A 17546-nucleotide genomic window follows, 5' to 3' on the forward strand; every position below is an offset into this window, starting at 1 on the left:
ATGCGCATCGTCGACGTCAACGAGTATTACTCGCCGACCGGCGGTGGCGTGCGCACCTATCTGGACCGCAAGATGCGGATCATGGCGGAACTCGGCCATGAGCTGATCGTCATCGCCCCGTTCCATGAGGATCGGGTTGAGGACCGGCCCGATGGCGGGCGGGTGCATTGGGTCAAGTCGCCGCCGCTGATCCTCGATCGCAATTACTGGCTGTTCAACGATCCCGGCGCGGTCACGCGGCTGCTCGACGAGATCAGGCCCGATGTGGTCGAGAACAGCTCGCCCTGGCGGCCGGCCTGGTTCATCGGCGACTGGCAGGGCGACGCGCTCAAGGTGTTCTTCGCGCATAACGACAATATGGGCGCCTATCCGCATCGCTGGCTGGAGGGCGTCGCCAGCCCCGCGCGGATCGAGCGGATCTTCGGCTGGTACACCCGCTATATGGACAAGTTCCTGGGCAAGTACGACGCGTTCGTGACCAACGGGCCGGCGCTGGCCAAGCGGTACCGCGCGCGCGGGCTGCGCGTCGATGCGGCGATGCCGCTGGGGATCGACCGCAACCATTTCTCGCCCGATCTGCGCGACGAAGAGCTGCGCGCGTCGATGCTGGCGCAGCTCGACTTGCCGCCCGAGGGGCATTTGCTGATCGGGCTGGGCCGCCATCACAAGGAAAAGCGCTGGCCGCTGGTGATCGACGCGGTGCAGGCGGCGGGCGCGGACGTTCCGGTCGGGCTGATGCTGCTGGGTCAGGGGCCACAGAGCGAAGCGCTCGAGCGGCAGATCGCCGGCAACACGCATATCCGCCTGTTCAAGCCGGTTTATGACCGCGAGCGGTTCAGCCGCATCCTCGCCAGCGCCGATGCGCTGATCCACGGATCGGATCAGGAGCCGTTCGGGCTGGTCGCGTGCGAGGCGCTGGCGAGCGGCCTGCCGCTGATCGTGCCGGACGAGGGCGGATGCGCCGAGGTGGCCGACCCGCTCTATGCCGAGACCTATGCCGCGCGCGACACCCGGTCCTGTGCCGATGCGATCCGGCGGATGTTTGCACGTGATTCGGTGGCGCTGCGTGCCGCCGCGCGACGGGCGGCGGGCGAGGTTCTGTCCGACCGCGACCATGCGATCGCGCTGGTCGAACTCTATTCCCGCTGGCTGACGGATGCGCCGCGCGCCGTCATGGCCTGACCGGCGCGAACACCTCGGGACGACATGCGCTCAGATCGACGGGCCAGGGTTCGCGCTTCAGGCGATAGATCACGCGCGTCCGATCGCGCGTCGCCACGCACAGGACCGGGCGATAGCGCTCCGCCACGACGCGATGCAGCAGGGCGCGGGTTTCACGATTGCCGAGCGAATAGGGTGGGAAGGTGTCGATGATCGCGTCGGGGCTGGCGTCAAGAATCCGCTGCGTTTCGGCAAGCGGATCGACACCCAACGCGCGCGGATTATTCTCATCCTGCGCGTTGAAATGCCCCGGAAACGGCCAGCGCGACGGCATCGGCGATCCGGCCATCATATAGAGGCCGGGATAGCCGTTATAGACGAAGATGAAGCTGTCCTTAGGCTTGGCCGCCGCAGCGACCGCACGCATCGCGTCGTTGCCGCCCTTGATCGCGATCAGGTGGAGCTGAACAATCTGTCCGGCGAGCAACACCATCACCGCAATCGCGGCGCCCAGCCGGCGGCGCGCGTCAAGCGCCGGAGCGAGCAGCAGGCAGAAGGGCAGCAGTAGCGGAAGCGCGTAATGCGGGCTGTTGAAGCGCCAGTAGATCAGGACGCCGAACGCCGCGGTCACCACCCATAGCCGGAGCATCCGCGAATCCGCCCGGCGCATGTCTGCCCGCAACGCCGCCCGCCCGAACCAGGCAATCACGCCGAGCGGCAGGAACAGCGCGCTGACCTCTGCCAGCTTGGGCAACTGCACCGCCATCGACCCCTTGCCCTGGCCGAAAATCGACAGGAAATTGGCGAAGATAAACGCCTCGGCCTCCCCCACCGCCCAGAAATAGAGGAGGACGAGCGCCGTCGGGAACAGCGCCAGCGCGACCATGGCGGCGGCAAAGGCGACGAGCCGGCTCCACGCCATGCGCTGCTGCCAAGCAAGCCACAGAAAGGCGAGGCCGAAGAACATCCCTTCGAACACGACGGTATATTTGATCTGGAGCGCCATGCCGATCAGCAGCAGCGCGAGCGCACCGCGCGGGACCAGCCGATCGGGCGCGCGCATCGCCGCGAACAGCTGCCACGCCGCGCCGACCACCAGCAGATTGTAGAAGACCGGGGTCTGCCCGCCCTCACCCTCCATCAGGTTGAGCCAGAGGATGTAAAGCGCGGCGGCAAGCCCGGCGCCCCAGCGCTCGGCGCGCTGGCGCCCGAGCAGATAGATCAGCCACGCCGTCGCGATCACGAACAGCGTCGCGACCAGCTTGTACTGAACGAATCCTTCCCCGCCGAGCAGGCGGGCGCCGGCATAGATCAGGAAGATTCCGATCGGCTTGCGGTCGAAAATGTCGACATAGGGCAGCTCGCCTTGGAGCATGCGGTCGCCGACCAGCAGGTAGAATTGCTCGTCAAAGCCCAGCGCGGGATTGCCATAGGTGACGAAGCGCACCGCGACCGCAAGGATCGCGAGCAACGCCAGCACCATCCGGTCCGATGCCAAGAATCCCTGAAACCCACCTGGCGCGGTCGCCGCGCGCGAAACCTGGCTGACCGCCACTGAACCCCTTTCCAGACTATGCCATGCGGCAAGCGCGCCGCCCTGCCCCCATTGGCCCCCGCCTGGCAAGCGCAGCGCGGCTCCGCGTTACACCCTGTCCGGATAGACCGGGCGGATGTCGACCGGGATTGCGGACATCGACGCGATCACGCGCTTCGCCGGATCATCGAGCACGGCCCATTCGGCCATGAACGCCTTGGTCCCGGCATAATCGCCATTATGCTGAAGCACGATCATCTCGCGCAACAGGTCGCGCAGCGCCGCTTCGAACCTGGCATTGTCGATGCGGTAGCGGCCGGCGCTCTCGTCCCAGACGAACGCGCCCTTCGCTTTCATATAGCCATATTGCATCGCCGCGCCGCGCCCGTGTGCCTCCTCGACCCCGAAGCGCATCGAGCGGAAGGTGCCGGCGAGATAGGTGGCGAACAGCTGCGACTTCTCGGCGGCCGGAATCTCGCCCTTGTCCATCATGAACAGGATGTTCCACGCGCCCATGACATCGGCCTTGGCCTCTTCGATCGCCGATGCCTGATCCTTCAGCGCTTCGCTCACCGTCGTCTTCTTGCCCGCCACGGTGATCGTCCCCGGCCCCAGGCTGTGCGACAGTTCGTGGAACAGCGTGCCGAGCTGCATATACTTCTTCACCACCAGCTTCGACTGGTCGGGGACCAGCACCAGTGGCGCCATCGGCGCAAGGATGCGGTCATATTTCGCGCCGAGCACGTTCGACAGGATCACCTTCTTCGCGCCCTTCGCCTCACGCACCCGCTCATCATTGGGCAGATTGAAGGCGATCGTCTGGACGCCGGGGACATTGTCGCCGCCGCCGCGGATCTGCTCCGCCACCGCGATCGGCGATTCAAAGCCGCGCTGGAAGTTCTTCAGCCCCTCTTCGACCGGAAGGTTCGCCTCCATGTCGCGCAGATAGCGCTTGTACTTGTCGAGCGCGGCGGACTCCCTGGGGTCCTTGAGCGTCACGAAGCTCTCGAATGCGGTCTTCTGGCCGTGGAGGCGATCGGTATAGACCTCATACGGCCCGATCGCGACCTCGATCGGGGTATCCTTGAGGTCCATCCACGCCAGTTCCGACTCGTAATAATCGTCGGTCAGGAACGCCTTGGCGCGCAGCGACAGGAATTTCTTGAGGCTGGGATTGGTGGTGATCGCCGCCGCTTCGTTGAGCAGTCTTGCCGCCTTGGTCAGCTCGGGCTTGTAGGCGACCGAATAGGGGACCGCCTTCAGCTTCGCGCCGTCGCGCACCACAACCGTGTAGGGGCTGGTCAGCGCCGCCTTCTCCCCCGGATTGGCGGCGAGATAGGCGTCGAACGCCTCGCGCGTCAGATCGGTGGGGTAGAAGCCTGCCCCCTCGGGCATCGATCCGCTGCCCCAGAAGGCGCGCTTGTCGGCGAGTTCGTCCCACGGCCCGAAGTAACGGTCGACCATCTCGAGCTTCAGCGCATCGCCCTCCTTGGCGACCGCAGCGCGGGTTTCGCGCCAGTTCACTTCGCGCTGGGCGCGGTAGATGTCGGACATGACGTTCGACGCCCGGATCAGCAGATTGACCACCTGCCGCTCCTCGGCGGTGAGAAAGCTGGTATCGGTCTGCATCTGGATGACCGCGAGCTTGGCCTTTTGCGCGGCGAGGTCATAGCCTTCGCCCTGTGCAACACTCTGATTGCCCTCGGGCGTGCCGCCACAAGCGGTGGTGGCGAGAAGCAGGGCGGCAAGCGCGAGTGTGCGCATAGGGTCACTCCAGATGCGATCGGGTGGGTCAGGTCTAGCCCGGCGAAGATGAACTGTCACGAACCGGACATGCGCGCGCGCCAAGGGGCGAACATCCAAGGGAGACCGCCATGACGTTTCGCATCGACCGCCGCTCGCTCATCCTCACCGGCACTTTGGGCCTCGGCGCCTATGCGATCCCCGGCTTCGCCGCGCAGGGGCCGAACTGGATCGTCGATGGCTTCACCCACAATGTCGCGAGCGGGGAGCCGTCGGCGACGTCGATGCTGCTGTGGACGCGCTATGTCGCCAAGGGCGACTCCGCAAAGCTGCGGGTCGAGGTGTCGGCCAGCGCGGACTTCGCCAAGGTGATCGCGGGCGGTGAGGCGATCACCGGCCCGTGGCGCGACTGGACCAGCAAGATCACGGTGACCGGCCTGACCCCCGGCACGCGCTATTTCTACCGCTTCGTTGCTCCGGACGGGAGCTTCTCACCAGTCGGACGGACCAAGACGCTGCCGCTGGGCAACGCCGCGCGCTTCGGCATCGCGGTCTTCTCATGCTCCAACCTGCCCTATGGCTATTTCAACGCCTATGGCCATGCCGCGGCGCGCGAGGACATCGATCTCGCCGTCCATCTCGGCGACTATATCTATGAATATCAGAAGGGCGGTTATGCCCCCGCCACCGGTGCAGTCGATGGGCGCTGGCCGCTGCCCGATGGCGAGATCATCCACCTCGCCGATTATCGCCTGCGCTATGCCAGCTATCGCGCCGACCCGGACCTTGCGGCGCTGCATGCCAGCAAGCCGATGATCGTCCAGTGGGATGACCATGAATCGACCAACGACAGCTGGGAAGGCGGCGCGCAGAACCACCAGCCGAACGAGGGCGAGTGGAGCATCCGCAAGGCAGCGGCCTTCCAGGCATGGCGCGAATGGATGCCGGTCTCCGACGAGCCGTGGAAAGCCTATGCGATCGGTTCGCTCGCCACCCTGTTCCGCACCGAAACCCGGGTGATCGGGCGCACCAAGCCGTATGAAGCCGCCGCGCTGATCGCCGCCCCCGATTCCGCCGCCGCCATCGCCGCGTTCCGCGACGGGCCGTGGCAAGACAAGGCAATGACGATGATGGGCTGGGAACAGGAAGCCTGGCTCGCCGCCGAAATGGCGCGATCGGTCAAGGCGGGGACGCGCTGGCAGATGGTCGGATTTGGCACGATTATGGGCAAGACCGTGACGCCGCGTCAGGCGACCGAGTGGATCTCCCCCGATGCGCCGGAGCGGGCGCAGCGTTACGTCAAGGCGGGGGTCGCGATGGCCGCCGCCGGGCTACCGATGAATTTCGACAATTGGGGCGGCTATCCCGCCGCCCGCGCGCGGTTTCTGTCATCGGCACAGGCGATGGACGCCAACCTCGTCGTGCTCGCCGGGGACAGCCACAATGCCTGGGCCTATGATCTGGCACAGGACGGCAAGCCCGCCGGCGTCGAGTTCGCCGGCCATTCGGTCAGCTCACCCGGCTATGAAGGGTCGATCAAGGTCGATCCCAAGCTGGTCGCGCGGTCGCTGGTCGAGACCAATCCTGAGCTCAAATGGTGCGACACGTCGAACCGTGGTTACATGGCGGTGACCGTCACGCCCGACAGCGTTCGCAACGACTGGTTGTTCGTCGATACGGTGCTCAAGCCCAGCAAGACCGCACGGATCGGGCACAGTGCGACGGTGGCACGGGGACGGAATGTGATGGCGTAGTGTCGTAGTGGCGGCACCGGCCCGCTCCCCCACCCGGCCACCCAACGCCAGTGTATTCTATGGGTGGCCGGGTGGGGGAGCGGGCCGGTGCCGCGTTCAGCGTAGCTGAACACAAATCAAATCAGCCCCCTACCCCTCCAGGCTCTTGCTCACCTGTTCGGTCATGTCCTTGCTCAGCCCCGGCTGGGCGAGGATGCGTTCCAGCTCGGCGCGCATCTTTGCCGCACGCACCGCGTCGAACCGGCGCCAGCGGCCGAGCGGGGGGACGAGCTTCGCCGCAGTTTGCGGGTTGAGCTTGTCGAGCGCGATCAACTGGTCGGCGACGAAGCGATAGCCGCCGCCATCGGCGCCATGGAACGCGCGCTGGTTGACCGCGAAGGCGCCTACCAAAGCGCGCGCGCGATTGGGGTTGGCGAGGCTGAAATCGGGGTGCCGCGCCAGTTCCTGCACCGCCGCCAGCGTGTCCGGGCGGCTCGACAGCGCCTGGGTCTGGAACCATTTGTCGAGGACGAGCGCATTGTCGCTGTAGCGGTGGTAGAAGATGTCGAGCGCCGCGACGCGCCGCGCATCGGCGGTGTCCGACGCGATGTTGGCGAGCGCCATCAGCCCGCCCTGACGGTCAGTCATGTTATCGGCGCTCTCGAACTGCGCGAACGCCAGCTCCGGCCCGTCCGCCGCGCCGCTGGCGTTGATATAGCCGAGCGCGACCGACTTGATCCGTCGCGCGCCCTTGCCCGCCGGGGAATATTCGAAGCGGTTGGCGCGGACGCCTTCATAGAGCGTGCGCCATTGCTGTTCGAGCGCGCGGCCAAGGTCGCGGCGCAGCGCCTCGCGCTTCTGGAAGATCAGCTCGGGATCGACCACCGCCAGCTGGTCGCCGATGAAGCTGTCCGAGGGCAGCAGCACCGCTTCGGCGACGAAGGCAGGGTCGAGCGCGGGATCGGCGAGCGTATTCGCCACCGCCGCGATCACCGGGGCATGGTCGACATGGCCCTTGGTCACCGCGCCGACCAGCGTGTCGAGCATCAGCTGCTGCATCGCCTCATAGCGGGCGAAGGGATCGTCATCATGTGCCGACAGGAAGGCGAGATCGGCGGCGCTGCGGTTGGTGTCTACGATGACGGGGGCGGAGAAGCCGCGATTGACCGACAGGACCGGGCGTTCGGTGACGCCGTCGAATACGATCCTCGCCTCGGGATCGCCGAGCATCACCAGCCGCTCATCGGCGATTGGCGCGGCGGTCTCGCTGCCGAACAGCTTGATCCGCAGCGGGAGCAGCATCGCGTCCTTGCGCGACTGGCCCGGGGTGGGCGGCACGGTCTGGCGCAGCGTCAGCGTGGCGCGCGCGCCGTCCGCTTCATGCTCCAGCGTTGCCGAGATGCGCGGGGTGCCGGCCTGCGAATACCACAGGCGGAACTGGGTCAGGTCGACGCCGCTCGCCTCCTCCATGCACGCGACGAAATCCTCGCAGGTCGCGGCGGTGCCATCGAACCGCTCGAAATACAGGTCGCTGCCGGCGCGAAACTTCTGCGGCCCGAGGATCGTGGCGATCATGCGGATCACCTCCGCGCCCTTGTTGTAGATGGTCGCGGTGTAGAAGTTGCTGATCTCGATATAGTCATCCGGGCGGACGGGGTGCGCGAGCGGCCCGGCATCCTCCGGGAATTGCGCGGCGCGCAGGCCGCGGACATCCTCGATCCGCTTGACCGCAGCCGAGCCCTGATCGGCCGAGAAACACTGGTCGCGATAGACGGTGAAGCCTTCCTTGAGGCTCAGCTGAAACCAGTCGCGACAGGTGACGCGGTTGCCCGACCAGTTGTGGAAATATTCGTGCGCGACCACCGCGGCGACCGCGTCATAGTCGTAATCGGTCGCGGTATCGGGGTCGGCGAGGATGTAGCGGCTGTTGAAGATGTTCAGCCCCTTATTCTCCATCGCGCCGAAGTTGAAATCATCGACCGCGACGATGTTGAAAACGTCGAGGTCATATTCGCGGCCATATACGCGCTCGTCCCATGCCATGCTGAGCTTGAGCGCGTGGAGCGCGTGATCGGTCTTCGCCAGATCCTTCTCGCGGACCCAGATGCCAAGCTGAACGTCGCGTCCGCTGGCGGTGGTAAAAGTCGCGCGGTTGGCGGCGAGGTCGCCGGCGACCAAAGCGAAGAGGTAGCTCGGCTTGGGGAAGGGATCGTGCCATTCGGCCCAATGCTTGCCGCCTTCGCCCTCGCCCGAAGCAACCGGATCGCCATTGGCGAGCAGCACGGGGTAGCGCGCCTTGTCGGCGGTCATCTTCACCCGGTAGCGCGACAGCACATCGGGCCGGTCGGGGAAGAAGGTGATGCGGCGGAAGCCCTCCGCCTCGCACTGGGTGCAGAGATTGCCGCCCGAGGCGTAGAGCCCCATCAGCTGGCTGTTGCGATCGGGGACGATCTCGACCTCGGTCTCGATCACATGCGCGTCGCCGGACAGGTCGATCACCAGCGCGGAGCCATCCATCCGCCAAACGGCTTCACCGCCATCGACCCGCACGGCCAGTACGGTCAGCGCATCACCGTCGAGCCGCAACGGGCGATCATGCGCGCCGTTGCGCGTGACCGACAGGGTTGCGCGAACGCGAGTACCGCCCGGTGCCAGGTCGAAATCGAGCGCGATATCGGGCACCAGCCAGTCGGGCTGGGCATAGTCCGCACGGCGGATCACGCGGGGTTGCAGGGCGGGCGTGGCGTCGAGAGCGTCGATCATGTCAGAGCCTTTACGCGCGAGCGCGCGATGCGGCACGCGAAGAAATTCGATTGCGGTGTATCGCCGGAATGCTACGCCTCACCCCATCTTTGGTTCAACCGGAAGTTCTCAGCCTTGTTCAAATCCCGCTTGCTGCGCTCGACGATCGCCTTCTCGCTGATCTCTTTGTCCCCCGCCGTATTCGCGCAGGACGCCAAGGCACCCGCCGACACCACGGCTGAGGATAATGCCCGCGTCAACGCGCCACTCCCGCCCGCCGAGGCGGCGATGAAGGCGCATGTCATGTTCCTCGCCTCCAACGCGATGAAGGGCCGCGACGCGGGTTCGCCCGAATATGACATCGCCGCAGAGTATGTCGCGTCGCAATATTATGCGGCGGGGCTGCGTCCGGCTGGCGACAAGGGCAGCTACCTCCAGGCCGTCCCGCTGCTGAGCTATCGCCCGGCGGACAAGGGCACGCTGACCGTGACGCGCGGTGGCACGCCGGTGACGCTGGAGTTCGGCAAGGATTACATCCCCGGCGGCGATCCCGAAAAGTTGAGCACGCTGATCGATGCGGGCGTGGTGTTCGCCGGGTACGGCATCGTCGCGCCGCAGTATAAGCGCGACGATTACAAGGGCGTCGATGTGAAGGGGAAGATCGTCGCGATCTTTGGCGGCGCCCCCGGCACCTTCGACGGCGAGGAACGCGCGCATTTCGGCAGCAACGCCAACAAGGCGGCGATCGCGGCGAGCAAGGGTGCGGCGGGCGTGATCCTGATCGAAACGCCGGGTTCGCGTCGCCCGTTCGCGCAGATGGTCGATTTCTGGAACGAGTGGCGGATGACTTGGGCCGATGCGCAGGGCAATGGCCATCTCCCCGCCAAGGGGACGCCGACGCTGGCATCGCTGAGCACGGCGGGCGCGGCCAAGCTGTTTGGCAATGACAAGGGCTGGGCCGCAGCGACCAAGGCGGTTGCCGACGGCAAGCCCGTGCTCAAGTCCTTCGCGACGCGCGCAACGCTCGCCGCAGCGCTCAAGACCGAGCGCAAGATGGTGATGAGCTCCAACGTCGCCGGGATCATCCCGGGCAGCGACCCCGCGCTGAAGGACGAGGTGGTCGTGCTGACCGCGCATCTCGACCATGTCGGCGTCGGCCGCCCCGATGCGAAGGGCGACACCATCTATAACGGCGCGATGGACAATGCGATGGGCATCGCCTCGCTGATCGAGGAAGCCAAGCGCTTCCGCGATTCGGGCAAGGCGCCGCGCCGCTCGGTGATGTTCCTCGCGGTGACGGCGGAGGAAAAGGGGCTGATCGGAGCAGATTACTTTGCGCACAACCCGACCGTGCCGAAGGACAAGATTGTCGCCAACGTCAATCTCGACATGCCGGTCATCACCTACAAGTTCGAGGATATGATTGCGTTCGGCGCGGCGCGTTCGACGCTGGGTGACATCGTCGCCCGCGCGACCGCCACGGTCGGCGTCGGCGTCGGTACCGACCCGATGCCGGAGCAGGGCTTCTTCGTCCGCTCCGACCATTATCGCTTCGTCCAGCAGGGCGTGCCGTCGGTGTTCCTGTGGCCGGGCATGGCAGGCGTGGGCCGTGAGGCGTTCGACCGTTTCCTGACGACCCGCTACCACCGCGCATCGGACGAAATCACCAACCCCGAAATCCTGTGGGATCAGGGCGTCCGCTTCATCGAGGCGAATTACGTGATCGCACGCGAAATCGCCGATGCAGATGCGCGTCCGGCTTGGAAGAAGGGCGATTTCTTCGGAACATTGTACAACGGATATGGCGCGAAGTGAGCTGAACCGGATCGGGGAGGCGCGATGCGCCTCCTGATCTTTGGCCTCGGTTACAGCGCGCGGCATGTCGCCGCGGCGCTGCCCGCCGCGCGCGTCATGGCGACGGGAAGCGCAGGCAACCTCGCCTTTGACGAGTCCGACCGGGTGCGGTTCGAGATCGCACAGGCGACGCATATCCTCTCCTCGGTGCCGCCGGGTGAGGCCGATCCCGTGCTGGCGACCTATGGCGCAGCGCTGGCGGATAGCGGAGCGTGGCTCGGCTATCTGTCCTCGACCGGGGTCTATGGCGACGCGCAGGGTGGCTGGGTGGATGAGAGCGCGCCGACAGGGACCGGGCGACGCACTGCGCGCACGGCGGCGGATGCAGCGTGGCTGGACCTGGGCGCGCGGCTGTTCCGCCTGCCCGGCATCTACGGCCCGGGCCGCTCGCCGCTCGACCGCATCCGCGCAGGCGAGGCGCGGCGGATCGACGTGCCGGGACAGGTGTTCAGCCGCATCCATGTCACCGACCTCGCCGCCGGGGTCATCGCGGCGTTCGACGCGCCGCCGGGGGCCTATAACCTGTCGGATGACGCGCCCGCGCCGCAGTCGGACGTGATCGCGTTCGGATGCCGCGTGCTGGGACTACCCGTCCCGCCGCTCGTTCCGCTGGCTGAGGCGCAGCTGTCCCCGCAGGCGCGCGCATTTTATGCCGAGAACCGCCGGGTCGCGAACGGCAAGGCGAAGCGCGTGCTGAACTGGTCGCCGCGCTTTCCCGATTATCGTGCCGGCCTGCGCGCCTTGAGCGCCATGACCAGCCCGACCCCCGCCAGCGCCGCCCCCGCCCCTGCGAGGAGCGACCAGCGATAGCCTTCGAACAGCGTCGAGAGCAGCATCGCGATCACCGGGATCAACACGCTGGAATAGGCCGCCTTGGCCGGGCCGATGACGCGGATGATGCCGAAATAGAGCGGGAAGGCCACGGCCGACGCGACGATGCCGAGATACAGGACTCCGGCGATATAGGTTGCGGTCCATTCGAACACCGGCGGGCCGGTGGTGACCCAGGCGAAGGCGCCGTCCATCGTGGCGCCCGCCAGCATCGCCCACGCGATCATCGTCGCCATCGGATAGCGCTTCGACGTCTCCGTCGCCTGCATGACATTGGCGACCGACGCGCAGATCACGCCGAGCAGGGTGATGCCGATGCCGTAATAGACTTCGTCCGCAGCCGACGGATCGCGGCGGATCTCATGGGTGAACAACAGCGCCACGCCCGTCATCGCCACGGCAGAGCCCACCAGCAGCTGCCGCCCCATGCGCTGGCCAAGGAAGAGGCGCGACAGAATTGCGTTGGGCACCAGCAGTAGCGCAAACACCACCGCGACCAGCCCCGACGTGACGTGCATCTCCGCGCGGTAGACGAAGTTGAAATTAAGCACGAACTGCATCAGCCCGAGCAACACCGCGAACGCCATGCCGCGCGCGTCGAGCCACAGCGGCTGGCGCGACCATGCTGCCCAGGCGAGCATCGCGATCCCGCCCACGAGGAAGCGATAGGTGACCGACCAGGTCGGCGGCACGACGCCAAGCTGGCCGGTGATTACCAGCCAGGTCGATCCCCAGATCAGCGTGACGATGCCGAACGGGATCAGCACCGCGAGCTTGGTCGAATTGGGCCGTGGACCCGTTGGCGCGGGATCGCTCACAGCGCGGCGAGCGCTGCGGCGAGCGGGGCAACCGCCGCCGCGTCCTGATCCCAGGCGACGACGAAGCGCGCCTCGCCCTCGTTCCAGTCGTAAAAGTCGAAGCCTTGCGCGCGCAGCGATGCCGCTTCGGCGGGGGTCAGGCGCACGAACACGGCGTTGGATTCGACGGGATGGACGAGCCGGTGCGGCGCGGCCTGACCCAGCAGTGCGGCACCCGTGTTGGCGGCGCGAGCGTTGCGCAGCCAGACATCGTCATCGAGCATCGCAATCAACTGCGCGGCGAGATAGCGGCCCTTGGACTGAAGATGCCCCGCGCGCTTGCGGCGCATCTTGCACGTCTCGGCAAGATCGGGGCGGAAGAACACCAGCGCCTCCGCGCCCATGCCGCCATTCTTGATGAAGCCAAAGCTCAGCGCATCGACCCCGGCGCGCCAGGTCACATCCGCCGGATCGCAGCCATGATGCACCAGCGCATTGGCAAAGCGCGCGCCGTCCATATGCAGGGCCAGATTGCGGCTGCGCGCCAGGTCGCCGATCGCCGCGACCTCAGCCGGGCTGTAGGCCAGCCCATATTCGGTGGCGTTGGTAATCGAAATCGCGTGCGGCTGCACCCAGTGCACACCGGACTTTACTGAGTCGAGGACGGCGCGGATCGCATCGGGGATCAGCTTCGCGCCCGGCCCCTCGGCCAGCATGAGCTTGGCGCCATGGGTGTAGAATTCGGGCGCCCCGCCCTCATCCATCTGGATATGCGCCTCGCGGTGGCACACCACGCCGCCATAGGGCGGGCAGAGCGACGCGAGCGCGAGGCAGTTGGCCGCCGTGCCGGTCGGCACCCACAGCACCACGACCTCAGTCCCGAACAACTCCGAAAAGCGCGCATCGAGCGCGGCGCTCCAGCGGTCGCCGTCATAGGCGGCGTCCTGCACATTGGCGTCGGACAACGCCGCCAGGACTTCGGAACAGGCGGGGGCGGCGTTGTCGGAGAAGAAGCGCATGGCGGCCCAGATGCGCCGCCATGCGATCCCGGTCAATCAGCCCCGTGTGTCATCCGTTGACGATGATCCCGCCATTGGGGTGGAGGACTTGTCCCGACATGTAGCTCGCATCGGCGCAGGCGAGGAACAGGAAGGCGGGGGCGACCTCGTTGGGCTGGCCCGGACGGCCCATCGGGGTATCCTCGCCAAAGGTTTCGAGCTTCTCGGGCGATGCGCCGCCACACGGGTTGAGCGGGGTCCAGATCGGCCCGGGCGCGACCGCGTTGACGCGGATACCCTTCCCGACCAGATTTTCCGACAGCGACCGGGTGAATGCGGTGATCGCGCCCTTGGTGCTCGAATAGTCGAGCAGCTCCGCCGACCCCTGGTACATGGTGACCGAGGTACAGTTCACGATCGCGGCGCCCTTGTTCAGATGCGGGAGCGCGGCCTGGACCATGTAGAACATGCCGAAGATGTTGGTCTGGAACGTGCGGAGCAATTGCTCCTCGGTAATGTCGCGAATGTCCTTGTCGGGATGCTGTTCGCCGGCATTGTTGATCAGGATGTCGAGCCGACCAAAAGCGTCGATCACCTGCGCCACCGCGCGGTCGCACATCTTCTTTGATCCGACATCGGCCTTGATCAGGATCGCGCGCCGCCCTTCGGCCTCGACGATCCGCTTGGTTTCCTCGGCATCGGCGTCCTCGAGCAAATAGAGGATGCCGATATCGGCGCCTTCGCGTGCGAACAGCGCGGCGACGGCGCGGCCGATGCCGCTGTCGGCGCCGGTTATCAGCGCGACCTTGCCATCGAGGCGACCCGAACCGGGATAGCGCGGCTGCCATTGCGGTTGGGGGTCGAGCGTCCGCTCCTCCCCGGGCAGCGCGTCTTCGTGGATCATCGCGGCGGTGTCGGTCATATTCTGCTCCAGTTGCGCCCCCGCTGCGACAAGAACAGGACGCGCGCGTTGCGGTTCCGGCGCAACCAGTGGCCATGCCGCTCGTTTCACCGCCGCGATGACCGGATCTCCTTCCACCCCCTTCCCCGACGGGATCGATCCGGCCCATGTCGCGCCGCGCAGCGGGCAGTGGCGACGCTGGATCGCGATCATGCTGCTCGCGACGGTGATGCTCGCCGCGCTGCTCGGGGTATTCGGTGGCGGCAAGGTGCGGCCGATCGTGGCTGACGCGCCCGCAGCGCGGCTGGAGGTTGCGACGCCGCGGGTGATCCGCAACGGCATGTTTTTCGAAACGCGCGTGCAGATCACGGCCCGCGAGCCGATCGACAAGGCGGTGGTCAGCGTCAGCCGCTCGCTGTGGCGCGACATGACGATCAACACGATGATCCCGGCCGCCAGCGAGGAGGCGGTCAAGGATGACGCCTTTACCTTCGACTATGGCCCGCTCGCCACCGGCGAGACGCTCGCGATCAAGATCGACGGCCAGATCAATCCGCCCCTGTTCGCGGCGACCAAGGGTCGGATCGCCCTGCTGGACGGGGAGCGCGAGCTGGTCGCGGCGCCGATCAGCATCACGGTGCTGCCCTGATGGATATCGTGATCCGCGCGAGCGTGATGTTCGCCTTGCTGTTCGGGCTGCTGCGCCTGATGGGCAAGCGGGAGCTGGGGCAGATGACCCCGTTCGAACTGGTGATGCTGGTGGTGCTGGGCGACCTGATCCAGCAGGGCATCACCCATAATGATTTCAGCCTGACCGGGGCGACGCTGGCGATCGCGACTTTTGCGTTCTGGGCGACCGTGCTCGGCTGGGTCAGCTATCGCTGGCCGCGGGCCGAGCGGGCGATTGAGGGTGAGCCACGCGTGCTGATCCGCGATGGAGCGTGGATCGAGGCCAATATGAAACGCGACCGGCTGACGCGGCGCGAACTGGAATCGGAAATGCGGCTGGCGGGGATTGCGTGTGTCCGCGATGTCGCCTGGGCGATCCTGGAGCCCGAGGGGCGGATCAGCTTCATCAAGCGCGGGGACGGTGAGCCCGCAAAAGCAGAGGATGCGCGGCCCGCATAAGGCGGGGGCGCACCCCGCCGGTCAGGCGATGAAGCCTGCCGACTGGGGTGCGATGGTGCTGGCGACCATGGCGGCGGTGAGGCCGAGCGACACGAGCGCGACGAAAAGCTGACGGATCATCATCTATCTCCCTGTTGGATGCGGCTGGATCAGGCGATCGGGCCGAGGCTGACGGTGTTGGCGACCATCATCAGGGTGAAAGCAGCAGCGCCGACCAGCGCGACGGCGGAACGGGCGAGCGATTCGAAACGGATAGCCATGGAAATTCTCCCTCTTTGACCTCCCGTCGGACCGTTCCGCCGGGATGCCAAATAGATTGCAGGGAGCGTGCCAACTTCACTAAATCATTGATTTAGCAGCATTTGTAATTTTGTTGTGTGGGATTGTGGGAAAATACACCAGGCAATCTGGGATATTTTACCAACGTTCAGCCGCCGATAACCCGATTGCGGCCCGCATTCTTCGCCTCATAGAGCTTCGTATCCGCACGGTCGAAGCTGTCGACGAGCGATTCGCCGATATGGACGCGGGTCAGGCCAGCGGAGAAGGTGATCTCACCGATCGGCATATCGGATTCCCGCAGCCGGTAGCGTTTCGACGCGACCATCGACCGCGCATTTTCCATGATGTCGCGCGCCTTGGCGATGCCGATGCCGGAAAACAGGATCGCGAACTCCTCGCCGCCATGGCGGGCGACGAGATGGCCGACACAGACTTCGCTCAGCGCCTGCGCGATGGTGCGCAACACGCGATCGCCAACGGCATGGCCGAAGCGATCATTGACCGATTTGAAGTGGTCGACATCGCATACCGCGATGCACAGCCGCGCGCCCGATGCCTGTTGCGCGCTGAACGCTTCCTCGAACGCACGCCGGTTGGGCAATTGGGTCAGCGCGTCGCGCCGGGCATTGTCACGCGCTTCCTCAAGCGCGCTGCGCAATTCGGTCGCCTCACGCGTCGCGCTTTCAAGCTGCGACTCGGCGCGATGGACGCGCTCGAGCATCGCGCCGGTAATCCGCGACACCTCTTCGAGCACGCCGCCATGCGGCCCTTCGCTCGACCGGCGGATCGCATCGGCGCTGGCGGCAAGGTCGCGGCCGAAGCCGGCGGTCTCGGCGCGCATCGCCTGGACCATGTCCTGGAAGCCTTCGACCTGCATCTGCGTCTTGGCGACGAGGCCATCGACCTTTTCGCGCGCCTTGGCAGCGTTGGCCGGCGGTTCGCAGCCGAGCGATTCGATGTCGCGCTGAGTCAGCCGGACGCCGCCCTCGGTCAGGTTTTCCACCGCCTGGGCAAGCGGACCCTCGGGATCGTGCAGCAAATGCCAGGCAAAGGCGAAGTTGGCGGGGCTCGGGTCAAGCCGCTGGTCGAACAGGAATGTGCCGATGCGTTCGTACAGCTGGCGCGCCGGATCAGCGGCCTCGTCCGTACGTGACGCCCTCGCCAGCCTCACCAATTCGTCCTCCGATTCTCAAGGTGCACGCCCGATGCGCGCCGACCCGTTCGTGACCGGACCTAAACCCGAAACTGCTAATATCCGGTGAAACGGGTTACGCCCGTAACGAGTCAGCGCTTCTTGGCGGCATGCCAGCTGCGCACGGCGGCGAGCGTGTTCCGCACATGATCGGCCGGGCTGAGATTGCTGTGCGCGTAGATGATCTTGCCATCCGGCGCGATCACATAGCTGGTGCGGTTGGTGACCTCACGGCCCTGCACCTGACGGCCCAGCGCGACGTCATAGCCGCGCACCACTTCGGGGCTGGCGCTCGCCACCGCGAACTTGCCGGCGCAATCCTTCGCCGAAAAATCGCGCAGCTTGTCCACCGGGTCCGCCGACATGCCGATCACCGTCGCGCCCGCCGCCTTGAAATCATCGACCGCCGCAGCGAATGCCGCCGCCTCGGCGCTGCACCCGGGGGTGAAGGCCGCCGGGAAGAAATAGAGCACGACCGGCCCCTTCTTGAGCTGAGTGGCGAGGTTCACGGTGAAGTCGCGCCCGGCGATCGCACCCTTTGCCGTGAAATTGGGTGCCTTGGCCCCCGGCGCAAGCGCGGCGGTGGCCGGCATGGTCAGCGGCAGTATCAGGGCGGCAAGAGCGAGTTTCAGGCGCATGGGTCTCTCCTC

At 66.2% G+C, this 17546-nt stretch carries 14 protein-coding genes; 6 read left to right on the top strand and 8 right to left on the bottom strand.

The annotated features are described in order from the left end of the window. Entirely contained in the window at positions 1 to 1182 is a 1182-nt protein-coding gene (locus tag K9B35_RS10535) for a glycosyltransferase (RefSeq protein ID WP_224921798.1), read from the top strand. Here the strand turns inward: K9B35_RS10535 and K9B35_RS10540 are convergent. Both K9B35_RS10540 and K9B35_RS10545 read right to left on the bottom strand, forming a co-directional pair. Continuing rightward, positions 1172 to 2716 carry an ArnT family glycosyltransferase gene (locus K9B35_RS10540; protein WP_224921799.1) on the bottom strand — a complete coding sequence of 515 codons (1545 nt, stop codon included), beginning with the start codon at positions 2714 to 2716 and terminating at the stop codon, positions 1172 to 1174. The two genes, K9B35_RS10535 and K9B35_RS10540, sit on opposite strands and share 11 nt — an antisense overlap. A gap of 87 nt (positions 2717 to 2803) precedes the next feature. Beyond that, on the bottom strand, positions 2804 to 4459 hold the full coding sequence (locus K9B35_RS10545; RefSeq protein WP_224921800.1) for a dipeptidyl-peptidase 3 family protein: 1656 nt from the start codon (positions 4457 to 4459) through the stop codon (positions 2804 to 2806). 110 nt (positions 4460 to 4569) lie between these two features. Between K9B35_RS10545 and K9B35_RS10550 the strand changes: the two genes are divergently transcribed. After that, positions 4570 to 6192, top strand: coding sequence for an alkaline phosphatase D family protein (locus K9B35_RS10550; RefSeq protein ID WP_224921801.1), 1623 nt, complete (start codon positions 4570 to 4572; stop codon positions 6190 to 6192). A 129-nt stretch (positions 6193 to 6321) separates the two neighbouring features. Here K9B35_RS10550 and pepN read toward each other — a convergent pair whose 3' ends face one another. Continuing rightward, on the bottom strand, positions 6322 to 8934 hold the full coding sequence (gene pepN / locus K9B35_RS10555; protein ID WP_224921802.1) for an aminopeptidase N: 2613 nt from the start codon (positions 8932 to 8934) through the stop codon (positions 6322 to 6324). Positions 8935 to 9063: 129 nt separating this feature from the next. On the opposite strand from pepN, the gene K9B35_RS10560 reads away from it, so the two are divergent. Together K9B35_RS10560 and K9B35_RS10565 are read left to right on the top strand one after the other, a co-directional pair. Continuing rightward, complete coding sequence (locus tag K9B35_RS10560; RefSeq protein WP_224921803.1) at positions 9064 to 10728, top strand: M28 family metallopeptidase; 1665 nt, start codon at positions 9064 to 9066, stop codon at positions 10726 to 10728. Between the two features lie 24 nt (positions 10729 to 10752). After that, positions 10753 to 11577 (top strand): NAD(P)-dependent oxidoreductase, encoded by an 825-nt coding sequence (locus tag K9B35_RS10565; protein ID WP_224921804.1) that lies wholly within the window; start codon positions 10753 to 10755, stop codon positions 11575 to 11577. On the opposite strand, the gene K9B35_RS10570 is transcribed toward K9B35_RS10565, so the two are convergent. The 3 genes from K9B35_RS10570 to K9B35_RS10580 are packed head-to-tail and all read right to left on the bottom strand — an operon-like array spanning position 11487 to position 14315. Continuing rightward, complete coding sequence (locus tag K9B35_RS10570) at positions 11487 to 12416, bottom strand: DMT family transporter (RefSeq protein ID WP_224921805.1); 930 nt, start codon at positions 12414 to 12416, stop codon at positions 11487 to 11489. The two genes, K9B35_RS10565 and K9B35_RS10570, sit on opposite strands and share 91 nt — an antisense overlap. Further along, complete coding sequence (locus K9B35_RS10575) at positions 12413 to 13414, bottom strand: threonine aldolase family protein (RefSeq protein ID WP_224921806.1); 1002 nt, start codon at positions 13412 to 13414, stop codon at positions 12413 to 12415. Before K9B35_RS10575 ends, K9B35_RS10570 begins: the two co-directional genes overlap by 4 nt. A 49-nt stretch (positions 13415 to 13463) precedes the next feature. Continuing rightward, positions 13464 to 14315: an SDR family oxidoreductase gene (locus K9B35_RS10580; protein ID WP_224921807.1), complete on the bottom strand. Its 852-nt coding sequence runs from the start codon at positions 14313 to 14315 to the stop codon at positions 13464 to 13466. A gap of 97 nt (positions 14316 to 14412) precedes the next feature. On the opposite strand from K9B35_RS10580, the gene K9B35_RS10585 reads away from it, so the two are divergent. Continuing rightward, positions 14413 to 14943, top strand: a complete 531-nt coding sequence (locus K9B35_RS10585; RefSeq protein WP_224921808.1) for a hypothetical protein — start codon at positions 14413 to 14415, stop codon at positions 14941 to 14943. After that, entirely contained in the window at positions 14943 to 15422 is a 480-nt protein-coding gene (locus K9B35_RS10590) for a DUF421 domain-containing protein (RefSeq protein ID WP_224921809.1), read from the top strand. Before K9B35_RS10585 ends, K9B35_RS10590 begins: the two co-directional genes overlap by 1 nt. 427 nt (positions 15423 to 15849) lie before the next feature. Here K9B35_RS10590 and K9B35_RS10595 read toward each other — a convergent pair whose 3' ends face one another. Both K9B35_RS10595 and K9B35_RS10600 read right to left on the bottom strand, forming a co-directional pair. Next, the gene (locus K9B35_RS10595; RefSeq protein ID WP_224921810.1) at positions 15850 to 16875 is read right to left on the bottom strand and encodes a GGDEF domain-containing protein; all 1026 of its coding nucleotides are present in this window, start codon (positions 16873 to 16875) and stop codon (positions 15850 to 15852) included. 113 nt (positions 16876 to 16988) lie between these two features. Further along, positions 16989 to 17534 (bottom strand): peroxiredoxin, encoded by a 546-nt coding sequence (locus tag K9B35_RS10600; RefSeq protein ID WP_224921811.1) that lies wholly within the window; start codon positions 17532 to 17534, stop codon positions 16989 to 16991. Positions 17535 to 17546 lie beyond the last annotated feature (12 nt).

It is taken from the genome of Sphingomonas sp. R647 (assembly GCF_020177055.1).
Classification (GTDB): domain Bacteria; phylum Pseudomonadota; class Alphaproteobacteria; order Sphingomonadales; family Sphingomonadaceae; genus Sphingomonas.

Coding starts and splice junctions, on each gene's coding strand:
- K9B35_RS10535 (WP_224921798.1), top strand. CDS start 1: ATGCGCATCGTCGACGTCAACGAGTATTACTCGCCGACCGGCGGTGGC.
- K9B35_RS10545 (WP_224921800.1), bottom strand. CDS start 4,459: ATGCGCACACTCGCGCTTGCCGCCCTGCTTCTCGCCACCACCGCTTGT.
- K9B35_RS10550 (WP_224921801.1), top strand. CDS start 4,570: ATGACGTTTCGCATCGACCGCCGCTCGCTCATCCTCACCGGCACTTTG.
- pepN (WP_224921802.1), bottom strand. CDS start 8,934: ATGATCGACGCTCTCGACGCCACGCCCGCCCTGCAACCCCGCGTGATC.
- K9B35_RS10565 (WP_224921804.1), top strand. CDS start 10,753: ATGCGCCTCCTGATCTTTGGCCTCGGTTACAGCGCGCGGCATGTCGCC.
- K9B35_RS10575 (WP_224921806.1), bottom strand. CDS start 13,414: ATGCGCTTCTTCTCCGACAACGCCGCCCCCGCCTGTTCCGAAGTCCTG.
- K9B35_RS10580 (WP_224921807.1), bottom strand. CDS start 14,315: ATGACCGACACCGCCGCGATGATCCACGAAGACGCGCTGCCCGGGGAG.
- K9B35_RS10585 (WP_224921808.1), top strand. CDS start 14,413: ATGACCGGATCTCCTTCCACCCCCTTCCCCGACGGGATCGATCCGGCC.
- K9B35_RS10590 (WP_224921809.1), top strand. CDS start 14,943: ATGGATATCGTGATCCGCGCGAGCGTGATGTTCGCCTTGCTGTTCGGG.
- K9B35_RS10600 (WP_224921811.1), bottom strand. CDS start 17,534: ATGCGCCTGAAACTCGCTCTTGCCGCCCTGATACTGCCGCTGACCATG.